The sequence below is a fragment of the Leclercia sp. UBA2479 genome (assembly GCF_002341985.1).
In the GTDB taxonomy this organism is placed as follows: domain Bacteria; phylum Pseudomonadota; class Gammaproteobacteria; order Enterobacterales; family Enterobacteriaceae; genus Enterobacter; species Enterobacter pneumoniae.
On sequence record NZ_DDPB01000013.1, the window covers coordinates 89,233 to 105,632 of the forward strand.

Consider the following 16,400-nt stretch of genomic DNA (forward strand, 5'->3'; position numbering starts at 1 on the left):
GTGTGTCGTGCAGGATGACTCGGCTTTGCCTCGCCCTACGGGTCGTTGCTAAAGCAACGCTATCCTTCACCCTTTACTACTGCGTCCACCTAATTATTGGTGGGTCGTGCAGGATTCGAACCTGCGACCAATTGATTAAAAGTCAACTGCTCTACCAACTGAGCTAACGACCCACTTTCACGCTGTTTTCACGGAGTGTGATATCCCGTGGCAACGGCGGCATATATTACTGATTTAAGAATTCTGCGCAACAAAAATTTCGATAGAGATCACTTAACTGCTTACGATTCATGCTGCACGACCAGAAATAACGCGTTTTCTGGTCATGCGGTAATCATCCCATCGACCCAAGACGTTTTTGCGCTTGTTTGGCACCATCGGTACCGGGGTACTTCGCAACTACCTGCTGGTAAACGGCCTTCGCTTTCGCGGTGTCGCCTTTGTCCTGCATGATCACGCCGACCTTAAACATAGCATCCGGCGCTTTTGGTGATTTCGGGTAATTTTTCACCACGGAGGCAAAATAGAACGCCGCATCGTCTTTTTTCCCCTTGTTATAATTCAACTGTCCCAGCCAGTAGTTAGCATTAGGCTGATAGGTTGAATCAGGGTACTTCTTCACGAAGTTCTGAAAAGCCGCAATGGCATCGTCCTGACGCGCATTGTCATGCACCAGGGCAATTGCCGCATTGTAGTCTGTATTGGCATCACCGCTCTGTACAGGCGCGCCACCCGAGGTGGACGCATCTGCGGAAGGGGCTGGTGCTGCCGGCGTCGCGCTACTCTGATCGCCTGCTGCTGGCTGTGCTGCCGCACCGCCGTTATTCAGGCTATCCATCTGCAGCAAAATCTGCTTCTGACGTTCCACAACCTGGTTTAGCTGATACTGACTTTCCTGGATCTGACCACGGAGAGAATCAATATCGTTTTGGTTGTCAGAAAGTTGCTGCTGGAGTTGCGTTAAAAGCTGGCTGTGAGCATTAGAGATACGCTCGAGTTGGGTGACCCGGTCTTCAACCGAGCCTGAGCCGACACTACTGATTGGTGCCTGAGCAAAAGCGGCCCAGGGGGCCGCTATTCCAACCAGTAACGACAGACTCATCAAATGATGTCTGAAGTTACTGCTCATGCAATTCTCTTAGTAAACCAGTACGGCACGACGGTTTTTGGAGTAAGCCGCTTCGTCGTGGCCCAGTACTGCAGGTTTTTCTTTACCGTAAGAAACGATGGAGATCTGGTCAGCAGAAACGCCTTTACCCTGCAGGTACATTTTAACAGCGTTAGCACGACGCTCGCCCAGGGAGATGTTGTACTCCGGGGTACCACGTTCGTCCGCGTGACCTTCTACGGTGACTTTGTAAGACGGGTTGCTACGCAGGAAGTTAGCGTGAGCATCCAGCATCGCAGCGAAGTCAGAACGGATGTCGTATTTATCCAGATCGAAGTAAACGATGTTGTTCTGCTGCAGCTGCTGCATCTGAAGACGCGCTTGCTCTTCAGAAGACATGTTGCCATTGCCGTTCGCGTCCATACCGGTGCCGGCACCCATCATGCCTTCGCCGCTCTGGTCATTGCTGGCGTTCTTGTTAGAAGAACATGCCGCGATTGCCATTACAGGCAGAGCGATCATCAGCCCCTTCAGCACTTTGTTCAGTTGCATTTCTATGATTCCTTTAGTAATCAATTAATTATTATTTACAGATACGGCGACCAGGCAGGTGATTTTACCTGTCCATCAGTTGCCGGAATACGCGCTTTGAAACGCCCATCTGTAGAAACCAGATTCAGCACAGATCCCATCCCCTGAGAAGAGCTGTAGATTACCATAGTGCCGTTAGGTGCCAGACTTGGCGTTTCATCCAGGAACGTTGACGACAGAACTTGTACGCCACCCGTTACCAGATCCTGTTTAGCAATGTGTTGCTGACCACCGGCCGAGCTCACCATCACCATAAATTTACCGTCTGTGCTGACGTCAGCATCCTGGTTCTGTGAACCTTCCCAGGTAATACGCTGCGGCGCACCGCCGTTAACGTTGACTTTATAAACCTGCGGACGTCCGGCCTGGTCAGAGGTGAAGGCCAGATTCTGGCTATCCGGGAACCAGGTCGGTTCGGTGTTGTTGCTACGACCGTCGGTCACCTGGCGGATCTGACCCGAGCCAATATCCATCACGTACAGGTTCAGGCTGCCTGTTTTAGACAGGGCAAAGGCCAGTTTAGAACCGTCCGGCGAGAAGGCTGGAGCACCGTTGTGACGTGGGAACGAAGCCACCTGACGCACAGCACCGTTAGACAGCGTCTGGATAACCAGCGCAGAACGGCCGCTTTCGAAGGTTACGTAAGCCAGTTTAGAACCGTCCGGTGACCAGGCCGGAGACATCAGCGGCTGTGGTGAACGGTGAACGGTGAACTGGTTGTAGCCATCGTAATCAGACACACGCAGCTCATACGGGAACTGGCCGCCGTTAGTCTGTACGACATAGGCGATACGCGTGCGGAAGGCACCCTTAATGCCAGTCAGCTTCTCGAACACTTCGTCACTTGCGGTGTGGCCCGCATAACGCAGCCACTGCTTGTTCACTTTGTAAGTATTCTGAGCCAGTACGGTACCTGGCGCACCGCCGGTATCCACCAGCTGGTAAGCGACGTTATAGCCACCGTCCGGCGCAGGCGTTACCTGACCGACGACGACCGCGTCAATACCCAGCGCAGACCAGGCAGCAGGCTGTACTTCCTGTGCTGTACCCGGCTGCTGTGGCAGGCGAGAGCGATCCAGTGGGTTGAATTTACCGCTGTTACGCAGGTCAGCCGCAACAATGCCGCTGATATCCTCAGGCGCGGCTCCAGGGCCAGCCCACTGGAATGGAACAACGCCAATCGGACGTGCCGAGTCCACCCCCTGGGTGATCTCGATACGTACTTCTGCGTGCAGCACGGCTGCCCACAGCATTAAGAAACTAAATGCTACACGTAATGCCTGCTTCATCATATCTCCCTTACCTGGGTAACATTACCCGCGATAATTTAGCAGAATATTAACAAACCCAAATAGACAACACTACCAGAACCCTGTGACTAAACCTGGTCTATTTTCCCCGTTTTCACGAGGAAAATTTTCCTTAAGGTTTGAAATCCAGCGGCGCATTTTTAAAGACTTCATACACAGCCTGAGACGGCGGCTTAGGCATTCTGGCCTGACGCGCAGCTGCCAGAGCAGCATTACATAAGGCTGGATCGCCACCTTCGGACTGAATATCAAGCAGCATGCCGTCTGGAGCCAGTTTTATACGCAGCGTACAGGTTTTGCCTGTATAGGAAGACGCATCATAAAATCGGCTCTCAATAGCAGCTTTAATCTGCTGGGCATAACCGTTGATCTCAGCGCCTGAGGCACCGTTACTCTTAGTGTTACCGCTTCCGGCCGGGGCAGCATTATTTCCTTTCGCCCCTCCGCCCGTTTTCGGCGCATTCTTACCAGAGCTTAGATCGCCCAGGAGATCGTCAACGCCCGAAGCTGCAGCGGCTTTTTCAGCAGCGGCCTTTTTGGCAGCCGCTTTTTCAGCGGCAGCTTTTTTATCGGCAGCGGCTTTTTCGGCTGCCGCTTTTTTATCTGCGGCAGCTTTCTCGGCAGCCGCTTTTTTATCAGCTGCAGCTTTTTCAGCGGCAGCCGCTTTTTCAGCCGCGGCCTTCTCGGCAGCAGCCGCTTTCTTCGCCGCGTCAGCCGCCGCTTTTTTCTCGGCTTCCTGTGCAGCTTTCTTCGCAGCTTCTGCTTCAGCTTTCTTCTGTGCTTCTGCGGCGGCTTTCTTTGCCGCTTCCGCTTCTACTTTCTTCTTCGCATCTGCGGCCGCTTTCGCCGCCTCGGCTTCAGCTTGTTTCTGCGCGTCTGCAGCAGCTTTCTTCGCGGCTTCTGCGGCTTCTTTAGCCTGAGCATCCGCTTTTGCTTTCGCGTCTGCGGCCGCTTTGGCTGCAGCCTCTTCAGCCTGCTTCTGCTGCTCCTGGGCTTTTTTCGCCGCGTCTTCCGCCTGTTTCTGCTGCTGTGCCTGCTCTTTCGCCGCTTCCTGCGCATGCAAACGCTCTTTTTCAAGCTGCTTCAGACGCTCTTGCTCTGCGGCCTGCTTTTCACGCAGTTCCTCAGCTTGCTGTTGCGCCTGTTTTTCTCGCTGCTCTTCAGCACGTTTTGCACTCGCCTGCTGTTGCTGCTGACGATTATAGTTCTGAACGACGGCGCCGGGATCCACCATAACGGCGTCGATGGAGGATCCCCCACCGCCACCTGCTGATGCATCTATATGCTCGTCGAACGAACTCCAGATCAGTACTGCAAACAGAATGACATGCAGCACCGCCGAGATAATAATCGCCCGTTTAAGCTTATCGTTTTGTTCGGTTGCCTTTGACACTATTGGTTCCCAAAAACTTTTTTGTGTACGCAGATAATCAAATTGGCTGCGTCATCAAGCCGACCGACTTAACACCCGCGCTATGCAGCAGGTTCAGCGCTTTAATGATTTCATCGTAAGGCACATCTTTCGCACCACCGATTAAGAAGACCGTTTTCGGATTTGACTGTAGGCGGCGTTGTGCTTCAGCAATAACCTGCTCCGGCGGAAGTTGATCCAGACGATCTTTTTCCACCACCACGCTGTATTGCCCGACCCCTGACACCTCAATGATGACCGGCGGGTCATCATTGGTGCTCACAGCCTGCGACTCTGTCGCATCCGGCAGATCAACCTCTACGCTCTGCGTAATGATGGGAGCCGTTGCCATAAAGATCAGCAACAGCACCAGCAGTACGTCCAACAGCGGTACAATGTTGATTTCGGACTTGAGTTCGCGACGACCTCGTCCACGCTGTCTGGCCATGGTTTACCCCTTGTTACTCTCGGTGCTGGTAAACGCCTGACGGTGCAGAATCGCGGTGAACTCTTCCATAAAGTTGTCGTAATTCAGTTCCAGTTTATTCACGCGCTGGTTCAGACGGTTATAAGCCATTACCGCAGGAATGGCGGCGAAAAGACCGATTGCCGTCGCGATCAGCGCTTCAGCGATCCCCGGAGCGACCATCTGCAGCGTGGCCTGTTTCACCGCGCCCAGCGCGATAAAGGCGTGCATAATCCCCCACACGGTACCAAACAGGCCGATATACGGGCTGATGGAGCCGACGGTGCCGAGGAATGGAATATGCGTTTCCAGCGTCTCAAGCTCGCGGTTCATTGAGATACGCATCGCACGGGATGCCCCTTCAACAACCGCTTCCGGCGCGTGGCTATTCGCTCGATGTAAGCGCGCAAATTCCTTAAACCCGCTGTAGAAAATCTGTTCAGAACCGGAAAGGTTATCGCGACGGCCCTGGCTCTCCTGATACAGGCGAGACAGTTCGATACCGGACCAGAACTTGTCTTCAAAGGCTTCGGCTTCGCGGCTTGCGGCGTTAAGGATACGCGTTCTCTGGATGATAATGGCCCAGGATGCGATAGAAAAACCAATCAAAATCAACATGATAAGTTTAACCAGAAGGCTAGCCTTCAGGAACAAATCAAGGATATTCATGTCAGTCACTGCTTAAACTCCGCGACAATAGACTTAGGAAGCGCACGAGGCTTCATTATGGTTGGATCAACACAGACAATCAGTACTTCTGCTGAGTTCAGTACAGTGTTCTCTGCGTTGACGATACGCTGCGTGAAAACCAGCGAGGTTCCGCGCATTGATGTAATTTCCGTTTGGACTTCGAGCATATCGTCGAGTCTGGCGGGCGCAAAATACTCCAGCGTCATCTTGCGTACCACAAAGGCAACTCGCTCAGCCAACAGCACTTGCTGGCTAAAGTGATGATGGCGCAGCATCTCAGTGCGTGCTCGTTCATAAAAGGCAACGTAGCTGGCGTGGTAAACCACACCCCCGGCGTCGGTGTCTTCGTAGTAGACACGAACCGGCCATCGAAACAGCGTTGTATTCACTTTACATCCCGGTAATGCAACAAAAGTTAGCGCTTTTAAACTTCGCTACTATACGCGCGGGAATGATGGTTTGGAATGGGGGAAAGTAAACGGAGAGTAAATTTTTATGGGCCCTGGTAAGCCCATAATATTAACGGAGGGTTCTTATTCAATTGAAAAAGAAAATCAGGCCAGCGAACAGCACCAGGTCGGCCACCAGCGGACAAAAAATGCCCTGCCAGAGAGGGGCTTTCGGACGAAAACCGACGCCGTGGATCACCCCCGCACAGACGGCCCACATAATAAGAAACCCGTGCCAGATCTCGAGCGTACTGGTTCTGGCAGCAAAGCGCGCCGGATCCCAAAATACGCATCCTGCCAACACTAATGCCATCACAAGGGAAAGCGCCCTTAACGGGCGCTTGTCCATTACGCGATAGAGGGTCGCGATAATTTCCATCAGTGTTTTTCTTCACCGGCTTTGGACGCTTCAACGTGCTCCAGCGCCAGGGCGGTAATCACCCCAAATGCACAGGCAAGAAGCGTCCCTAAAATCCATGCGAAATACCACATATTCAGCTCCTTACTTAGTACATAGAGTGGGTATTACTTTCGATATGTTCTTTGGTGAGACGACCAAACATTTTCCAGTAACACCAGGAGGTGTACAGCAGAATAATGGGTACGAACACACCCGCAACATAGGTCATCAGATTAAGCGTCAGCTGACTGGAGGTCGCATCCCACATGGTCAGGCTTGCATTCATCATGGTGCTTGATGGCATCACGAACGGGAACATCGCGATTCCGGCAGTCAGGATAATGCACGCCAGGGTCAGTGACGAGAAGACGAACGCCAGCGCGCCTTTTTCCAGACGAGAGGTCAGCACGGTCAGCAGCGGCAACAGCACGCCCAGCGCGGGGATAGCCCAAAGCGCAGGCATATTGTTGAAGTTCACCAGCCATGCACCTGCCTGACGCGCCACTTCTTTCGTCAATGGATTAGACGGCGCAGCGTGGTTGATCGCAGAGGTCACAACGTAGCCATCAATACCATACATTACCCAGACACCGCCCAGGGCAAAGCAGACCAGCGTCACCAGCGCAGCAACCTGCGCCGTTGCGCGAGAGCGCAGGTGCAGTTCACCCACAGTACGCATCTGCAGATAGGTCGCGCCCTGAGTAATGATCATCGCCACGCTCACCACACCTGCCAGCAGACCAAACGGGTTCAGCAGCTGGAAGAAGTTACCGGTGTAGTAAAGACGCATGTACTCGTCGATGTGGAACGGTACGCCCTGCAGCAGATTACCAAAGGCCACGCCAATCACCAGCGGTGGCACAAAGCTACCGATGAAGATGCCCCAGTCCCACATGTTACGCCAGCGGGTATCTTCAATCTTGGAACGGTAGTCAAAGCCTACCGGACGGAAGAATAAAGAGGCCAGCACCAGAATCATCGCCACATAGAAGCCGGAGAACGCCGCGGCGTAGACCATCGGCCAGGCAGCAAACAGCGCGCCGCCTGCGGTGATCAGCCACACCTGGTTACCGTCCCAGTGAGGAGCGATGGAGTTAATCATGATACGACGCTCGGTGTCGTTACGACCGAGGAAACGGGTGAGCATGCCCACCCCCATGTCGAACCCGTCGGTGACAGCAAAGCCAATCAGCAGAATGCCAACCAGCAGCCACCAGATAAAACGCAATACTTCATAATCGATCATTTGACGACTCCTGTCTTAGCGTGCCGGCTGAGAAGCCACGGAGGACTGCTCGTAGTGATAGCGACCGGTTTTCAGGCTGCTTGGGCCGAGGCGAGCGAACTTGAACATCAGGAACAGCTCAGCCACCAGGAACAGGGTGTACAGACCGCAAATCAGCAACATGGAGAAGATAAGGTCGCCTGCGGTCAGCGACGAGTTCGCCACAGCCGTTGGTAACACCTCACCGATAGCCCACGGCTGACGGCCATACTCCGCAACGAACCAACCGGATTCGATGGCAATCCATGGCAGCGGAATACCGTACAGCGCCGTACGCAGCAGCCATTTTTTCTCGCCGATACGGTTACGAATAACCGACCAGAAGGAGGCAGCAATGATCAGCAGCATAATGATGCCGCTCCCGACCATGATACGGAACGCGAAATACAACGGCGCAACGCGTGGAATGGAGTCTTTGGTCGCCATCTGAATTTGCGCTTCCGTCGCGTCAGAGACGTTCGGGGTATAGCGTTTCAGCAGCAGACCATAACCCAGGTCTTTCTTCACGTCGTTGAACTGGTCGCGAACGGCCTGATCGGTTGAGCCCGCACGCAGCTGCTCTAACAGGGAATAGGCTTTCATCCCGTTACGGATACGCTCTTCATGCTGAACCAGCAGGTCTTTAAGGCCAATGACCGGCGTGTCCACGGAGCGGGTAGCAATAATGCCCAGCGCGTAAGGAATTTGAATGGCGAAGCGGTTTTCCTGCGCATCCTGATCCGGAATACCGAACAGGGTAAAGGCCGCCGGAGCCGGCTGCGTTTCCCATTCTGCTTCAATTGCCGCCAGCTTGGTTTTCTGCACGTCACCCATCTCGTAACCGGATTCATCACCCAGCACGATAACAGAGAGGATGGCTGCCATACCGAAGCTCGCCGCAATGGCGAAGGAGCGTTTTGCGAAAGCAAAGTCGCGGCCACGCAGCATATAGTAGGCGCTAATACCCAGCACGAACATCGCGCCGCAGACATAACCCGAAGCCACGGTGTGCACGAATTTCACCTGCGCGACCGGGTTCAGCACCAGCTCAGAGAAGCTCACCATCTCCATGCGCATGGTTTCGAAGTTGAAATCAGAGGCGATAGGGTTCTGCATCCAGCCGTTTGCCACCAGGATCCACAGTGCAGAGAGGTTGGAGCCGAGGGCGACCAGCCAGGTTACCGCCATGTGCTGAACTTTACTCAGACGATCCCAGCCGAAGAAGAACAGACCTACAAAGGTGGATTCGAGGAAGAAGGCCATCAGACCTTCAATGGCCAGCGGCGCACCGAAAATATCCCCAACGTAGTGGGAGTAATAAGACCAGTTAGTCCCGAACTGGAACTCCATGGTCAGACCGGTAGCCACGCCCAGCGCAAAGTTGATACCAAACAACTTGCCCCAGAACTTGGTCATATCTTTATAAATCTGTTTGCCGGAGAGGACGTACACCGTTTCCATGATGGCCAACAAGAACGCCATACCGAGCGTCAGTGGCACAAACAGGAAGTGGTACATCGCGGTCAAGGCAAACTGTAAGCGCGACAGTTCGACTATATCTAACATCATGACTCCTTGCTCATCGCATGAAGACCTCGAGAGTAAGTCCCGTTAGAAAGGACTCACCCGCATGCCCCAATAAAAAAGTTTTCAGCATCCTTTCTTCCTTACTTATTCTTCGCTGGAGAAAAAAGCCATGATGAAAGGTTGCAGATACGTTAATTAAAACACCAAATTGATCCTGCAATATATTACGCCGTAAAATCCTTACAATAAACAGGTTTTTATTGAATCAGATTTACGTTTTACGACAGCGATCAATATATGGCGAATTTACCACTTTTAGACCAGTTTGATCGCGAACAATTTAACGGTTTTTCACGCTCTTTTCCAGGTATTAAATATTGATTTAAATCAATATTAAGCTCAGTTGTTAACTGTGTATCTTAGCGGTAAACATAGTAAAAACCATGTTAATGATATGTATAAATTGGCGGGCATTAGTTATCAATTAAACGACATACCATGAATAATAGTCATTTAAATTAACCAGGCTGGAAGAGAATTTTTTTATTAAGGCAAATTAGTCCCAATATCCTGGGGACGTTAATTTTTTATCTTACTCACAGAAAAGAAATCTATTACAAATATTTTACTTTTCACAATCCGTAAATTAACACCGCATTGTTACTATAAAGTGAAAGCGAAATAGCCGACCGCTGGATTATCCCCTTTCCCTCACTGACTGGCGCCTGTTTTTGGCGCATCGTCTCCCCTCCCCTCGCATAAAAAAAAGGCCATCTTACGATGGCCAACCATGTCGAAACGGACATTTATTATGTCAAAGCTCCCCGCACGGGGAGCAGAGAGGATTTACTTAATGATGGATTTCAGTGCTTCGCCGATATCAGCCAGGCTGCGAACGGTTTTCACACCCGCTGCTTCCAGCGCAGCAAATTTCTCATCAGCAGTACCTTTACCGCCTGCGATGATGGCGCCAGCGTGGCCCATACGCTTGCCTTTCGGCGCGGTAACACCCGCGATGTAGCCTACTACCGGCTTGGTCACGTGATCTTTGATGTAAGCGGCCGCTTCTTCTTCTGCGCTACCGCCGATTTCACCGATCATTACGATCGCCTCGGTCTGCGGGTCTTCCTGGAACAGCTTCAGGATGTCGATGAAGTTAGAACCTGGAATCGGGTCACCGCCGATGCCCACGCAGGTAGACTGGCCGAAACCGTAGTCAGTGGTCTGTTTAACCGCTTCATAGGTCAGGGTACCAGAGCGGGAAACAATGCCCACTTTACCTGGCTTATGGATATGGCCTGGCATAATACCGATTTTGCACTCACCTGGGGTGATAACACCCGGGCAGTTCGGGCCGATCATGCGCACGCCGGCTTCATCCAGCTTCACTTTCACGGTCAGCATGTCCAGCGTCGGGATGCCTTCAGTGATAGTGATGATCAGTTTGATGCCTGCATCGATGGCTTCCAGAATGGAATCTTTGCAGAACGGCGCAGGAACGTAGATCACGGTCGCGGTTGCGCCGGTCGCTTCGACCGCTTCGCGCACGGTGTTGAACACCGGCAGACCCAGGTGCGTAGTGCCGCCTTTACCCGGCGTCACGCCGCCAACCATTTGCGTACCGTAGGCCAGCGCCTGTTCGGAGTGGAAAGTCCCCTGGCTACCGGTGAAGCCCTGGCAGATAACCTTGGTATCTTTATTAATTAAAACGGACATTATTTCCCCTCCACTGCGGCAACAACCTGCTGAGCTGCATCCGTCAGACTTTTCGCTGCAATAATATTCAGGCCGCTGTCAGCCAGTTTTTTCGCGCCGAGTTCAGCGTTGTTACCTTCCAGACGCACAACCACTGGAACGTTAACACCCACTTCTTCTACCGCACCGATAATGCCGTCTGCGATCAGGTCGCAACGTACGATACCGCCAAAGATGTTCACCAGAACGGCTTTCACGTTGTCGTCAGAGAGGATGATTTTAAACGCTTCGGTCACGCGCTCTTTGGTTGCGCCGCCGCCCACGTCAAGGAAGTTGGCCGGTTCGCCGCCGTGCAGTTTAACGATGTCCATGGTGCCCATTGCCAGGCCCGCACCGTTAACCATACAGCCGATGTTGCCATCCAGCGCTACGTAGTTCAGTTCCCACTGTGCAGCCTGCGCTTCACGCGGATCTTCCTGAGACTGGTCGCGCATTTCACGCAGATCGGACTGGCGGAACAGGGCATTGCCGTCGGCACCCAGTTTGCCGTCGAGGCAGATCAGGTCGCCCTGCTTAGTGATCACCAGCGGGTTGATTTCGATCAGCGCCAGGTCGCGCTCCAGGAAGATGGTCGCCAGGCCCATAAAGATCTTGGTGAACTGCTGAACCAGTTTACCTTCCAGACCCAGTTTGAACGCCAGTTCGCGACCCTGGTACGGCATAGGGCCGGCCAGCGGATCGATAGCCACTTTGTGGATCAGGTGCGGGGTCTCTTCCGCCACTTTTTCGATTTCCACGCCGCCTTCGGTAGAGGCCATGAACACCACGCGACGGGAGCTACGGTCTACTACCGCGCCCAGGTACAGCTCTTTTGCGATATCGGTCGCCGCTTCAACCAGAATCTGGTTAACCGGCTGGCCGTTCGCGTCTGTCTGGTAGGTCACCAGGCGTTTGCCCAGCCAATGTTCCGCAAAAGCGCGGATCTCTTCTTTAGAGTTGACTACCTTCACACCGCCCGCTTTACCGCGGCCACCAGCGTGAACCTGACATTTAACTACCCACGGGCCAGCACCGATTTTTGATGCGGCTTCTTCTGCTTCACGCGGGGTAGTACAGGCATAACCCACCGGAGCCGGTAAGCCATACCGGGCAAACAGCTGTTTGGCCTGATATTCATGTAAGTTCATGTGTTCTATCCATCCTTCAGGTAATCGTTAGATCATGCTTTTGTAGGCCCGGCGGGAGACCGCCGGGCAATGGTGCGAAACTACACGTCCAGCAGCAGACGAGTCGGATCTTCCAGCAGCTCTTTAATGGCGACCAGGAAGCCCACGGACTCACGGCCATCAATCAGACGGTGATCGTAGGAGAGCGCCAGATACATCATCGGCAGAATTTCGACTTTACCGTCAACGGCCATTGGACGATCTTTGATGGCGTGCATGCCCAGGATCGCGCTCTGTGGCGGGTTGATGATCGGGGTGGACATCAGCGAACCGAAGACGCCGCCGTTGGTAATGGTGAAGTTACCACCGGTGAGATCTTCTACGGTCAGCTTGCCGTCACGGCCTTTCAGCGCCAGCTCTTTAATGCGTTTTTCGATGTCAGCCATGCCCAGGGTGTCTACGTCACGCAGGACCGGAGTCACCAGACCGCGCGGCGTAGAAACGGCCATGCTCACGTCGAAGTAGTTGTGATAAACCACATCATCGCCGTCGATGGAAGCGTTCACTTCCGGGTAGCGTTTCAGCGCTTCAACCACCGCTTTCACATAGAAGGACATAAAGCCCAGACGGATACCGTGACGTTTTTCAAACGCGTCACCGTACTGCTTACGCAGGTCCATGATTGGCTTCATGTTCACTTCGTTGAAGGTGGTCAGCATCGCGGTGGAGTTTTTCGCTTCCAGCAGACGCTCAGCCACACGCTTACGCAGGCGGGTCATCGGCACGCGTTTTTCGCTGCGTGCGCCCAGTGCAGGCTGCGCTGCTGGCGCTGCCGCAGGGGCTTTGGCCTCAGCTTTCGCTTCAGAAGGCGCTTTTGCCAGATGCTTATCGATATCTTCGCGGGTCAGACGGCCGCCCACGCCGGTGCCTTTGATGGCCGCCGGATCGAGGCTGTGTTCAGCCAGCAGGCGACGGATCGCCGGGCTGAGCGCGTCGTTAGACTGCTCTTCCAGAGAAGCCTGCTGGCGCTGGGCCGGCGTAGAGGCTTTCTCTTCAGATTTAGCGCTGGACTCTTTGCCCGCACTGTTGCCTTCACGCAGGCGACCCAGGATCTGGCGAGAGGTCACGGTGGTCCCTTCATCTTCCAGCACTGCGTCCAGAATGCCATCCGCCGATGCCGGTACTTCCAGTACCACTTTGTCAGTTTCGATTTCTACCAGCACTTCATCGCGCTTAACGCTATCGCCCGGTTTTTTGTGCCAGGTCGCGACGGTCGCATCTGCTACGGATTCAGGCAGGTCGGGAACAAGAATATCTACGCTACTCATTATTTATCCTTTAATTAATCGACGTTCAGCGCGTCATTAACCAGATCTTGTTGCTGCTTCTGGTGAACGGACATATACCCTACCGCCGGAGAGGCGGAGGCCGGGCGACCTGCATAACGCAGAGCAGACCCAAATGGAATCACTTCACGGAAATGATGCTGACTGCAGTACCATGCGCCCTGGTTGAGCGGCTCTTCCTGGCACCAGACAAAATCATGGACGTGAGCATATTGTTTCAGCACTTCCTGCATCGCCTGATGCGGGAATGGATAGAGCTGTTCGATACGCACGATGGCGACATCTTTCTGATCGTTCTTACGGCGCTGTTCCAGCAGGTCGTAATAAACCTTACCAGAACACATTACGACACGCTTAACGCCTTTCGGATCCAGCTCGTCAATCTCACCGATGGCTGGCAGGAAGGTGCCGTTAGCCAGTTCATCGAGGCTGGAGACCGCCAGCGGATGGCGCAGCAGGGATTTCGGTGACATGACCACCAGCGGACGACGCATACCGCGCAGCGCCTGACGACGCAGCATGTGATACACCTGAGCCGGGGTAGACGGCACGCAGACCTGCATGTTCTGCTCAGCGCAGAGTTGCAGATAACGTTCCAGACGCGCGGAGGAGTGCTCCGGACCCTGGCCTTCGTAACCGTGCGGCAGCAGCATCACCAGACCACACATACGGCCCCACTTCTGTTCGCCAGAAGAGATGAACTGGTCAATCACCACCTGAGCGCCGTTAGCAAAGTCACCGAACTGCGCTTCCCAGATGGTCAGGGTGCGCGGTTCCGCGGTGGCGTAGCCGTACTCAAATGCCAGTACCGCTTCTTCAGACAGAACGGAGTCCCAGACCTTAAACTGGCCCTGGCCGTTATGTACGTGCTGCAGCGGAGTGTAGGTTGAACCGTTTGACTGGTTGTGCACAACCGCATGACGGTGGAAGAAAGTACCACGGCCCGCATCTTCACCGGACAGACGAACCGGAATGCCTTCGTCTACCAGCGTGGCGTAGGCCAGCGTCTCGGCGCCGCCCCAGTCGAACAGCTTGTCGCCTGCCGCCATGGACTGACGGTCAGCGTAAATTTTTGCCACGCGAGACTGCATCTCGATAGCGTCAGGCACGGTGCTGATGCGTTTTGCCAGCTCCTGCAGGCGCTTCATCTCGACCTTGTTCGGGTAGCTCTCATCCCACTCGTGGTTGAGGTACGGCGACCAGGTAAAGGAGTGCATATTCATCGGACGCAGCTCTTTCACAACGCATTCACCCGCGTCCAGCGCGTCGCGGTAAAGATTGACCAGCTCGGTCGCATCTTCCAGCGTCGCCACGTTTTCGCCTTCCAGCCTGTCGGCATAGATCTTGCGCGGCGTCGGGTGTTTTTTGATTTTCTGATACATCAACGGCTGGGTTGCACTTGGCTCATCAGCTTCGTTGTGGCCGTGACGGCGGTAGCAGAACAGGTCAATCAGCACGTCACGTTTGAAGGTATTACGATAGTCCAGCGCCAGACGGGTAACGAAGGCCACTGCTTCCGGATCGTCCGCGTTAACGTGGAAGATTGGCGCCTGTACCATCTTACCGATATCAGTACAGTACGGCGTAGAACGCGCGTCCAGCGGGTTAGAGGTAGTGAAGCCCACCTGGTTGTTGATCACGATGCGAACGGTACCGCCCACTTCGTAACCCCGCGCTTTGGACATGTTCAGGGTCTCCTGAACCACGCCCTGACCGGTAATGGCCGCGTCACCGTGGATGGTGATTGGCAGCACTTTGTTACTGCTCGGCTCGTCCAGACGATCCAGACGCGCGCGCACGGAACCGATAACCACCGGGCTAACAATTTCCAGGTGAGACGGGTTAAACGCCAGCGCCATATGCACCAGCCCGCCTTCGGTTTCGATATCCGATGAGAAGCCCATGTGGTACTTCACGTCGCCAGTGCCGAGGTGTTCTTTATGTTTACCCGCGAATTCGTCGAACAGATCCTGCGGTTTTTTACCCAGGACGTTGACCAGCACGTTCAGACGGCCACGGTGCGCCATACCCAGTACCACTTCACGGGTACCGCTTTTACCAGCATGACGAATCAGCTCTTTGAGCATTGGGACTAATGCGTCGCCGCCTTCCAGCGAGAAGCGCTTCGCACCCGGGAATTTCGCGCCCAGATAGCGCTCAAGGCCCTCTGCTGCAGTCAGTTCGCCCAGGAAGCGTTTTTTCTCTTCAGGGGAGAAGGTCGCGTGGCCCGCCACGGACTCAATACGCTGTTGGATCCAGCGTTTCTCTTCTGTCGAGGTGATGTGCATGTATTCCGCGCCGATGGAGCCGCAGTAGGTCTGCTTGAGGGCATCAATCAGATCGCCCAGCTTCATCGTGTCTTTGCCGATGGCAAATGAACCTACGTTAAAGCTCTCCTGGAAATCGGCCTCGGTCAGATCGTGGTAAGCCGGATCGAGATCCGCTACGCGATCTTGCTGCCACAGTCCCAGCGGATCGAGATTCGCATGCTGGTGACCACGGAAGCGATAAGCGTTGATAAGCTGCAGGACTTTAACCTGCTTCGCATTGGTGTCAGGGTCGGAAATAGCAGAAGAGTAACGTGAGGCATCCTTCGCCAGACGACGGAAATAATCACGTGTTTTGGAGTGGAATTGATCCGGTTTGACCCCTGTTCCTGGTAATTGCTGGAACATAGAACGCCAGTTTGCGTCCACTGAGTCAGGATCGGTTAAGAAGTCTTCATAGAGCTGTTCTATCCAGGTCTGGTTCGCACCAGAAAGGTAAGAAGAGTCCAGCCAGGCTTTCAAAGCGCCGTTCTGCATCGTGATCCCTTAAGCATTTTTATGCTTACTTTCGCCGTAGAAACTACCACGCACACTTCGTGTACGTGCCGGGGTTCACCTGCGAGCTCTTGTTGGCTCGCGAAGGAACCTTTAGAAACTGTCTTAAGGGTTTCCCCTCACCCCGACCTTCTCCCACAGGAGAGGGGGAATGT

General features: G+C 53.9%; 15 protein-coding genes and 1 tRNA gene. All 16 read right to left on the reverse strand.

The features are described 5' to 3' along the window. Positions 1 to 97 precede the first annotated feature (97 nt). Positions 98 to 173 (reverse strand) — tRNA-Lys (locus B3B59_RS18285). Between the two features lie 161 nt (positions 174 to 334). Next, the gene (gene cpoB, locus B3B59_RS18290) at positions 335 to 1,129 is read right to left on the reverse strand and encodes a cell division protein CpoB (protein WP_286809684.1); all 795 of its coding nucleotides are present in this window, start codon (positions 1,127 to 1,129) and stop codon (positions 335 to 337) included. A gap of 9 nt (positions 1,130 to 1,138) precedes the next feature. Then, positions 1,139 to 1,660 carry a peptidoglycan-associated lipoprotein Pal gene (gene pal, locus B3B59_RS18295; RefSeq protein ID WP_003858578.1) on the reverse strand — a complete coding sequence of 174 codons (522 nt, stop codon included), beginning with the start codon at positions 1,658 to 1,660 and terminating at the stop codon, positions 1,139 to 1,141. A gap of 35 nt (positions 1,661 to 1,695) precedes the next feature. Beyond that, the gene (tolB, locus tag B3B59_RS18300; protein WP_286809863.1) at positions 1,696 to 2,988 is read right to left on the reverse strand and encodes a Tol-Pal system beta propeller repeat protein TolB; all 1,293 of its coding nucleotides are present in this window, start codon (positions 2,986 to 2,988) and stop codon (positions 1,696 to 1,698) included. A 133-nt stretch (positions 2,989 to 3,121) separates the two neighbouring features. After that, complete coding sequence (tolA, locus tag B3B59_RS18305; protein ID WP_286809685.1) at positions 3,122 to 4,402, reverse strand: cell envelope integrity protein TolA; 1,281 nt, start codon at positions 4,400 to 4,402, stop codon at positions 3,122 to 3,124. A gap of 37 nt (positions 4,403 to 4,439) precedes the next feature. Then, positions 4,440 to 4,868, reverse strand: coding sequence for a colicin uptake protein TolR (gene tolR, locus B3B59_RS18310; protein ID WP_032617094.1), 429 nt, complete (start codon positions 4,866 to 4,868; stop codon positions 4,440 to 4,442). A gap of 3 nt (positions 4,869 to 4,871) precedes the next feature. Continuing rightward, positions 4,872 to 5,564 carry a Tol-Pal system protein TolQ gene (gene tolQ / locus B3B59_RS18315; protein WP_082035716.1) on the reverse strand — a complete coding sequence of 231 codons (693 nt, stop codon included), beginning with the start codon at positions 5,562 to 5,564 and terminating at the stop codon, positions 4,872 to 4,874. Beyond that, entirely contained in the window at positions 5,561 to 5,965 is a 405-nt protein-coding gene (ybgC, locus tag B3B59_RS18320) for a tol-pal system-associated acyl-CoA thioesterase (RefSeq protein ID WP_003858593.1), read from the reverse strand. Before ybgC ends, tolQ begins: the two co-directional genes overlap by 4 nt. Before the next feature lie 148 nt (positions 5,966 to 6,113). Then, the gene (gene ybgE / locus B3B59_RS18325) at positions 6,114 to 6,407 is read right to left on the reverse strand and encodes a cyd operon protein YbgE (RefSeq protein ID WP_172657834.1); all 294 of its coding nucleotides are present in this window, start codon (positions 6,405 to 6,407) and stop codon (positions 6,114 to 6,116) included. Further along, positions 6,404 to 6,517, reverse strand: coding sequence for a cytochrome bd-I oxidase subunit CydX (gene cydX, locus B3B59_RS18330; protein ID WP_006177208.1), 114 nt, complete (start codon positions 6,515 to 6,517; stop codon positions 6,404 to 6,406). Before cydX ends, ybgE begins: the two co-directional genes overlap by 4 nt. A 14-nt stretch (positions 6,518 to 6,531) precedes the next feature. Next, positions 6,532 to 7,671: a cytochrome d ubiquinol oxidase subunit II gene (gene cydB / locus B3B59_RS18335; RefSeq protein ID WP_046886974.1), complete on the reverse strand. Its 1,140-nt coding sequence runs from the start codon at positions 7,669 to 7,671 to the stop codon at positions 6,532 to 6,534. A 15-nt stretch (positions 7,672 to 7,686) separates the two neighbouring features. Next, the gene (cydA, locus tag B3B59_RS18340; RefSeq protein WP_046886975.1) at positions 7,687 to 9,255 is read right to left on the reverse strand and encodes a cytochrome ubiquinol oxidase subunit I; all 1,569 of its coding nucleotides are present in this window, start codon (positions 9,253 to 9,255) and stop codon (positions 7,687 to 7,689) included. 807 nt (positions 9,256 to 10,062) lie between these two features. Next, positions 10,063 to 10,932 carry a succinate--CoA ligase subunit alpha gene (gene sucD, locus B3B59_RS18345; RefSeq protein WP_040076525.1) on the reverse strand — a complete coding sequence of 290 codons (870 nt, stop codon included), beginning with the start codon at positions 10,930 to 10,932 and terminating at the stop codon, positions 10,063 to 10,065. Further along, positions 10,932 to 12,098: an ADP-forming succinate--CoA ligase subunit beta gene (gene sucC, locus B3B59_RS18350; RefSeq protein WP_040076526.1), complete on the reverse strand. Its 1,167-nt coding sequence runs from the start codon at positions 12,096 to 12,098 to the stop codon at positions 10,932 to 10,934. Before sucC ends, sucD begins: the two co-directional genes overlap by 1 nt. Before the next feature lie 80 nt (positions 12,099 to 12,178). Beyond that, positions 12,179 to 13,405 carry a 2-oxoglutarate dehydrogenase complex dihydrolipoyllysine-residue succinyltransferase gene (odhB, locus tag B3B59_RS18355; RefSeq protein ID WP_040076527.1) on the reverse strand — a complete coding sequence of 409 codons (1,227 nt, stop codon included), beginning with the start codon at positions 13,403 to 13,405 and terminating at the stop codon, positions 12,179 to 12,181. Positions 13,406 to 13,419: 14 nt separating this feature from the next. Next, positions 13,420 to 16,227, reverse strand: a complete 2,808-nt coding sequence (gene sucA, locus B3B59_RS18360; RefSeq protein WP_040076528.1) for a 2-oxoglutarate dehydrogenase E1 component — start codon at positions 16,225 to 16,227, stop codon at positions 13,420 to 13,422. Positions 16,228 to 16,400: the final 173 nt, after the last annotated feature.

Bases quoted from the DNA above. Each gene is read 5' to 3' on its own strand.
- sucD (WP_040076525.1), bottom strand. From the start codon at position 10,932: ATGTCCGTTTTAATTAATAAAGATACCAAGGTTATCTGCCAGGGCTTC.
- tolB (WP_286809863.1), bottom strand. From the start codon at position 2,988: ATGAAGCAGGCATTACGTGTAGCATTTAGTTTCTTAATGCTGTGGGCA.
- cpoB (WP_286809684.1), bottom strand. From the start codon at position 1,129: ATGAGCAGTAACTTCAGACATCATTTGATGAGTCTGTCGTTACTGGTT.
- cydB (WP_046886974.1), bottom strand. From the start codon at position 7,671: ATGATCGATTATGAAGTATTGCGTTTTATCTGGTGGCTGCTGGTTGGC.
- tolR (WP_032617094.1), bottom strand. From the start codon at position 4,868: ATGGCCAGACAGCGTGGACGAGGTCGTCGCGAACTCAAGTCCGAAATC.
- sucA (WP_040076528.1), bottom strand. From the start codon at position 16,227: ATGCAGAACGGCGCTTTGAAAGCCTGGCTGGACTCTTCTTACCTTTCT.
- sucC (WP_040076526.1), bottom strand. From the start codon at position 12,098: ATGAACTTACATGAATATCAGGCCAAACAGCTGTTTGCCCGGTATGGC.
- odhB (WP_040076527.1), bottom strand. From the start codon at position 13,405: ATGAGTAGCGTAGATATTCTTGTTCCCGACCTGCCTGAATCCGTAGCA.
- cydA (WP_046886975.1), bottom strand. From the start codon at position 9,255: ATGTTAGATATAGTCGAACTGTCGCGCTTACAGTTTGCCTTGACCGCG.
- cydX (WP_006177208.1), bottom strand. From the start codon at position 6,517: ATGTGGTATTTCGCATGGATTTTAGGGACGCTTCTTGCCTGTGCATTT.
- pal (WP_003858578.1), bottom strand. From the start codon at position 1,660: ATGCAACTGAACAAAGTGCTGAAGGGGCTGATGATCGCTCTGCCTGTA.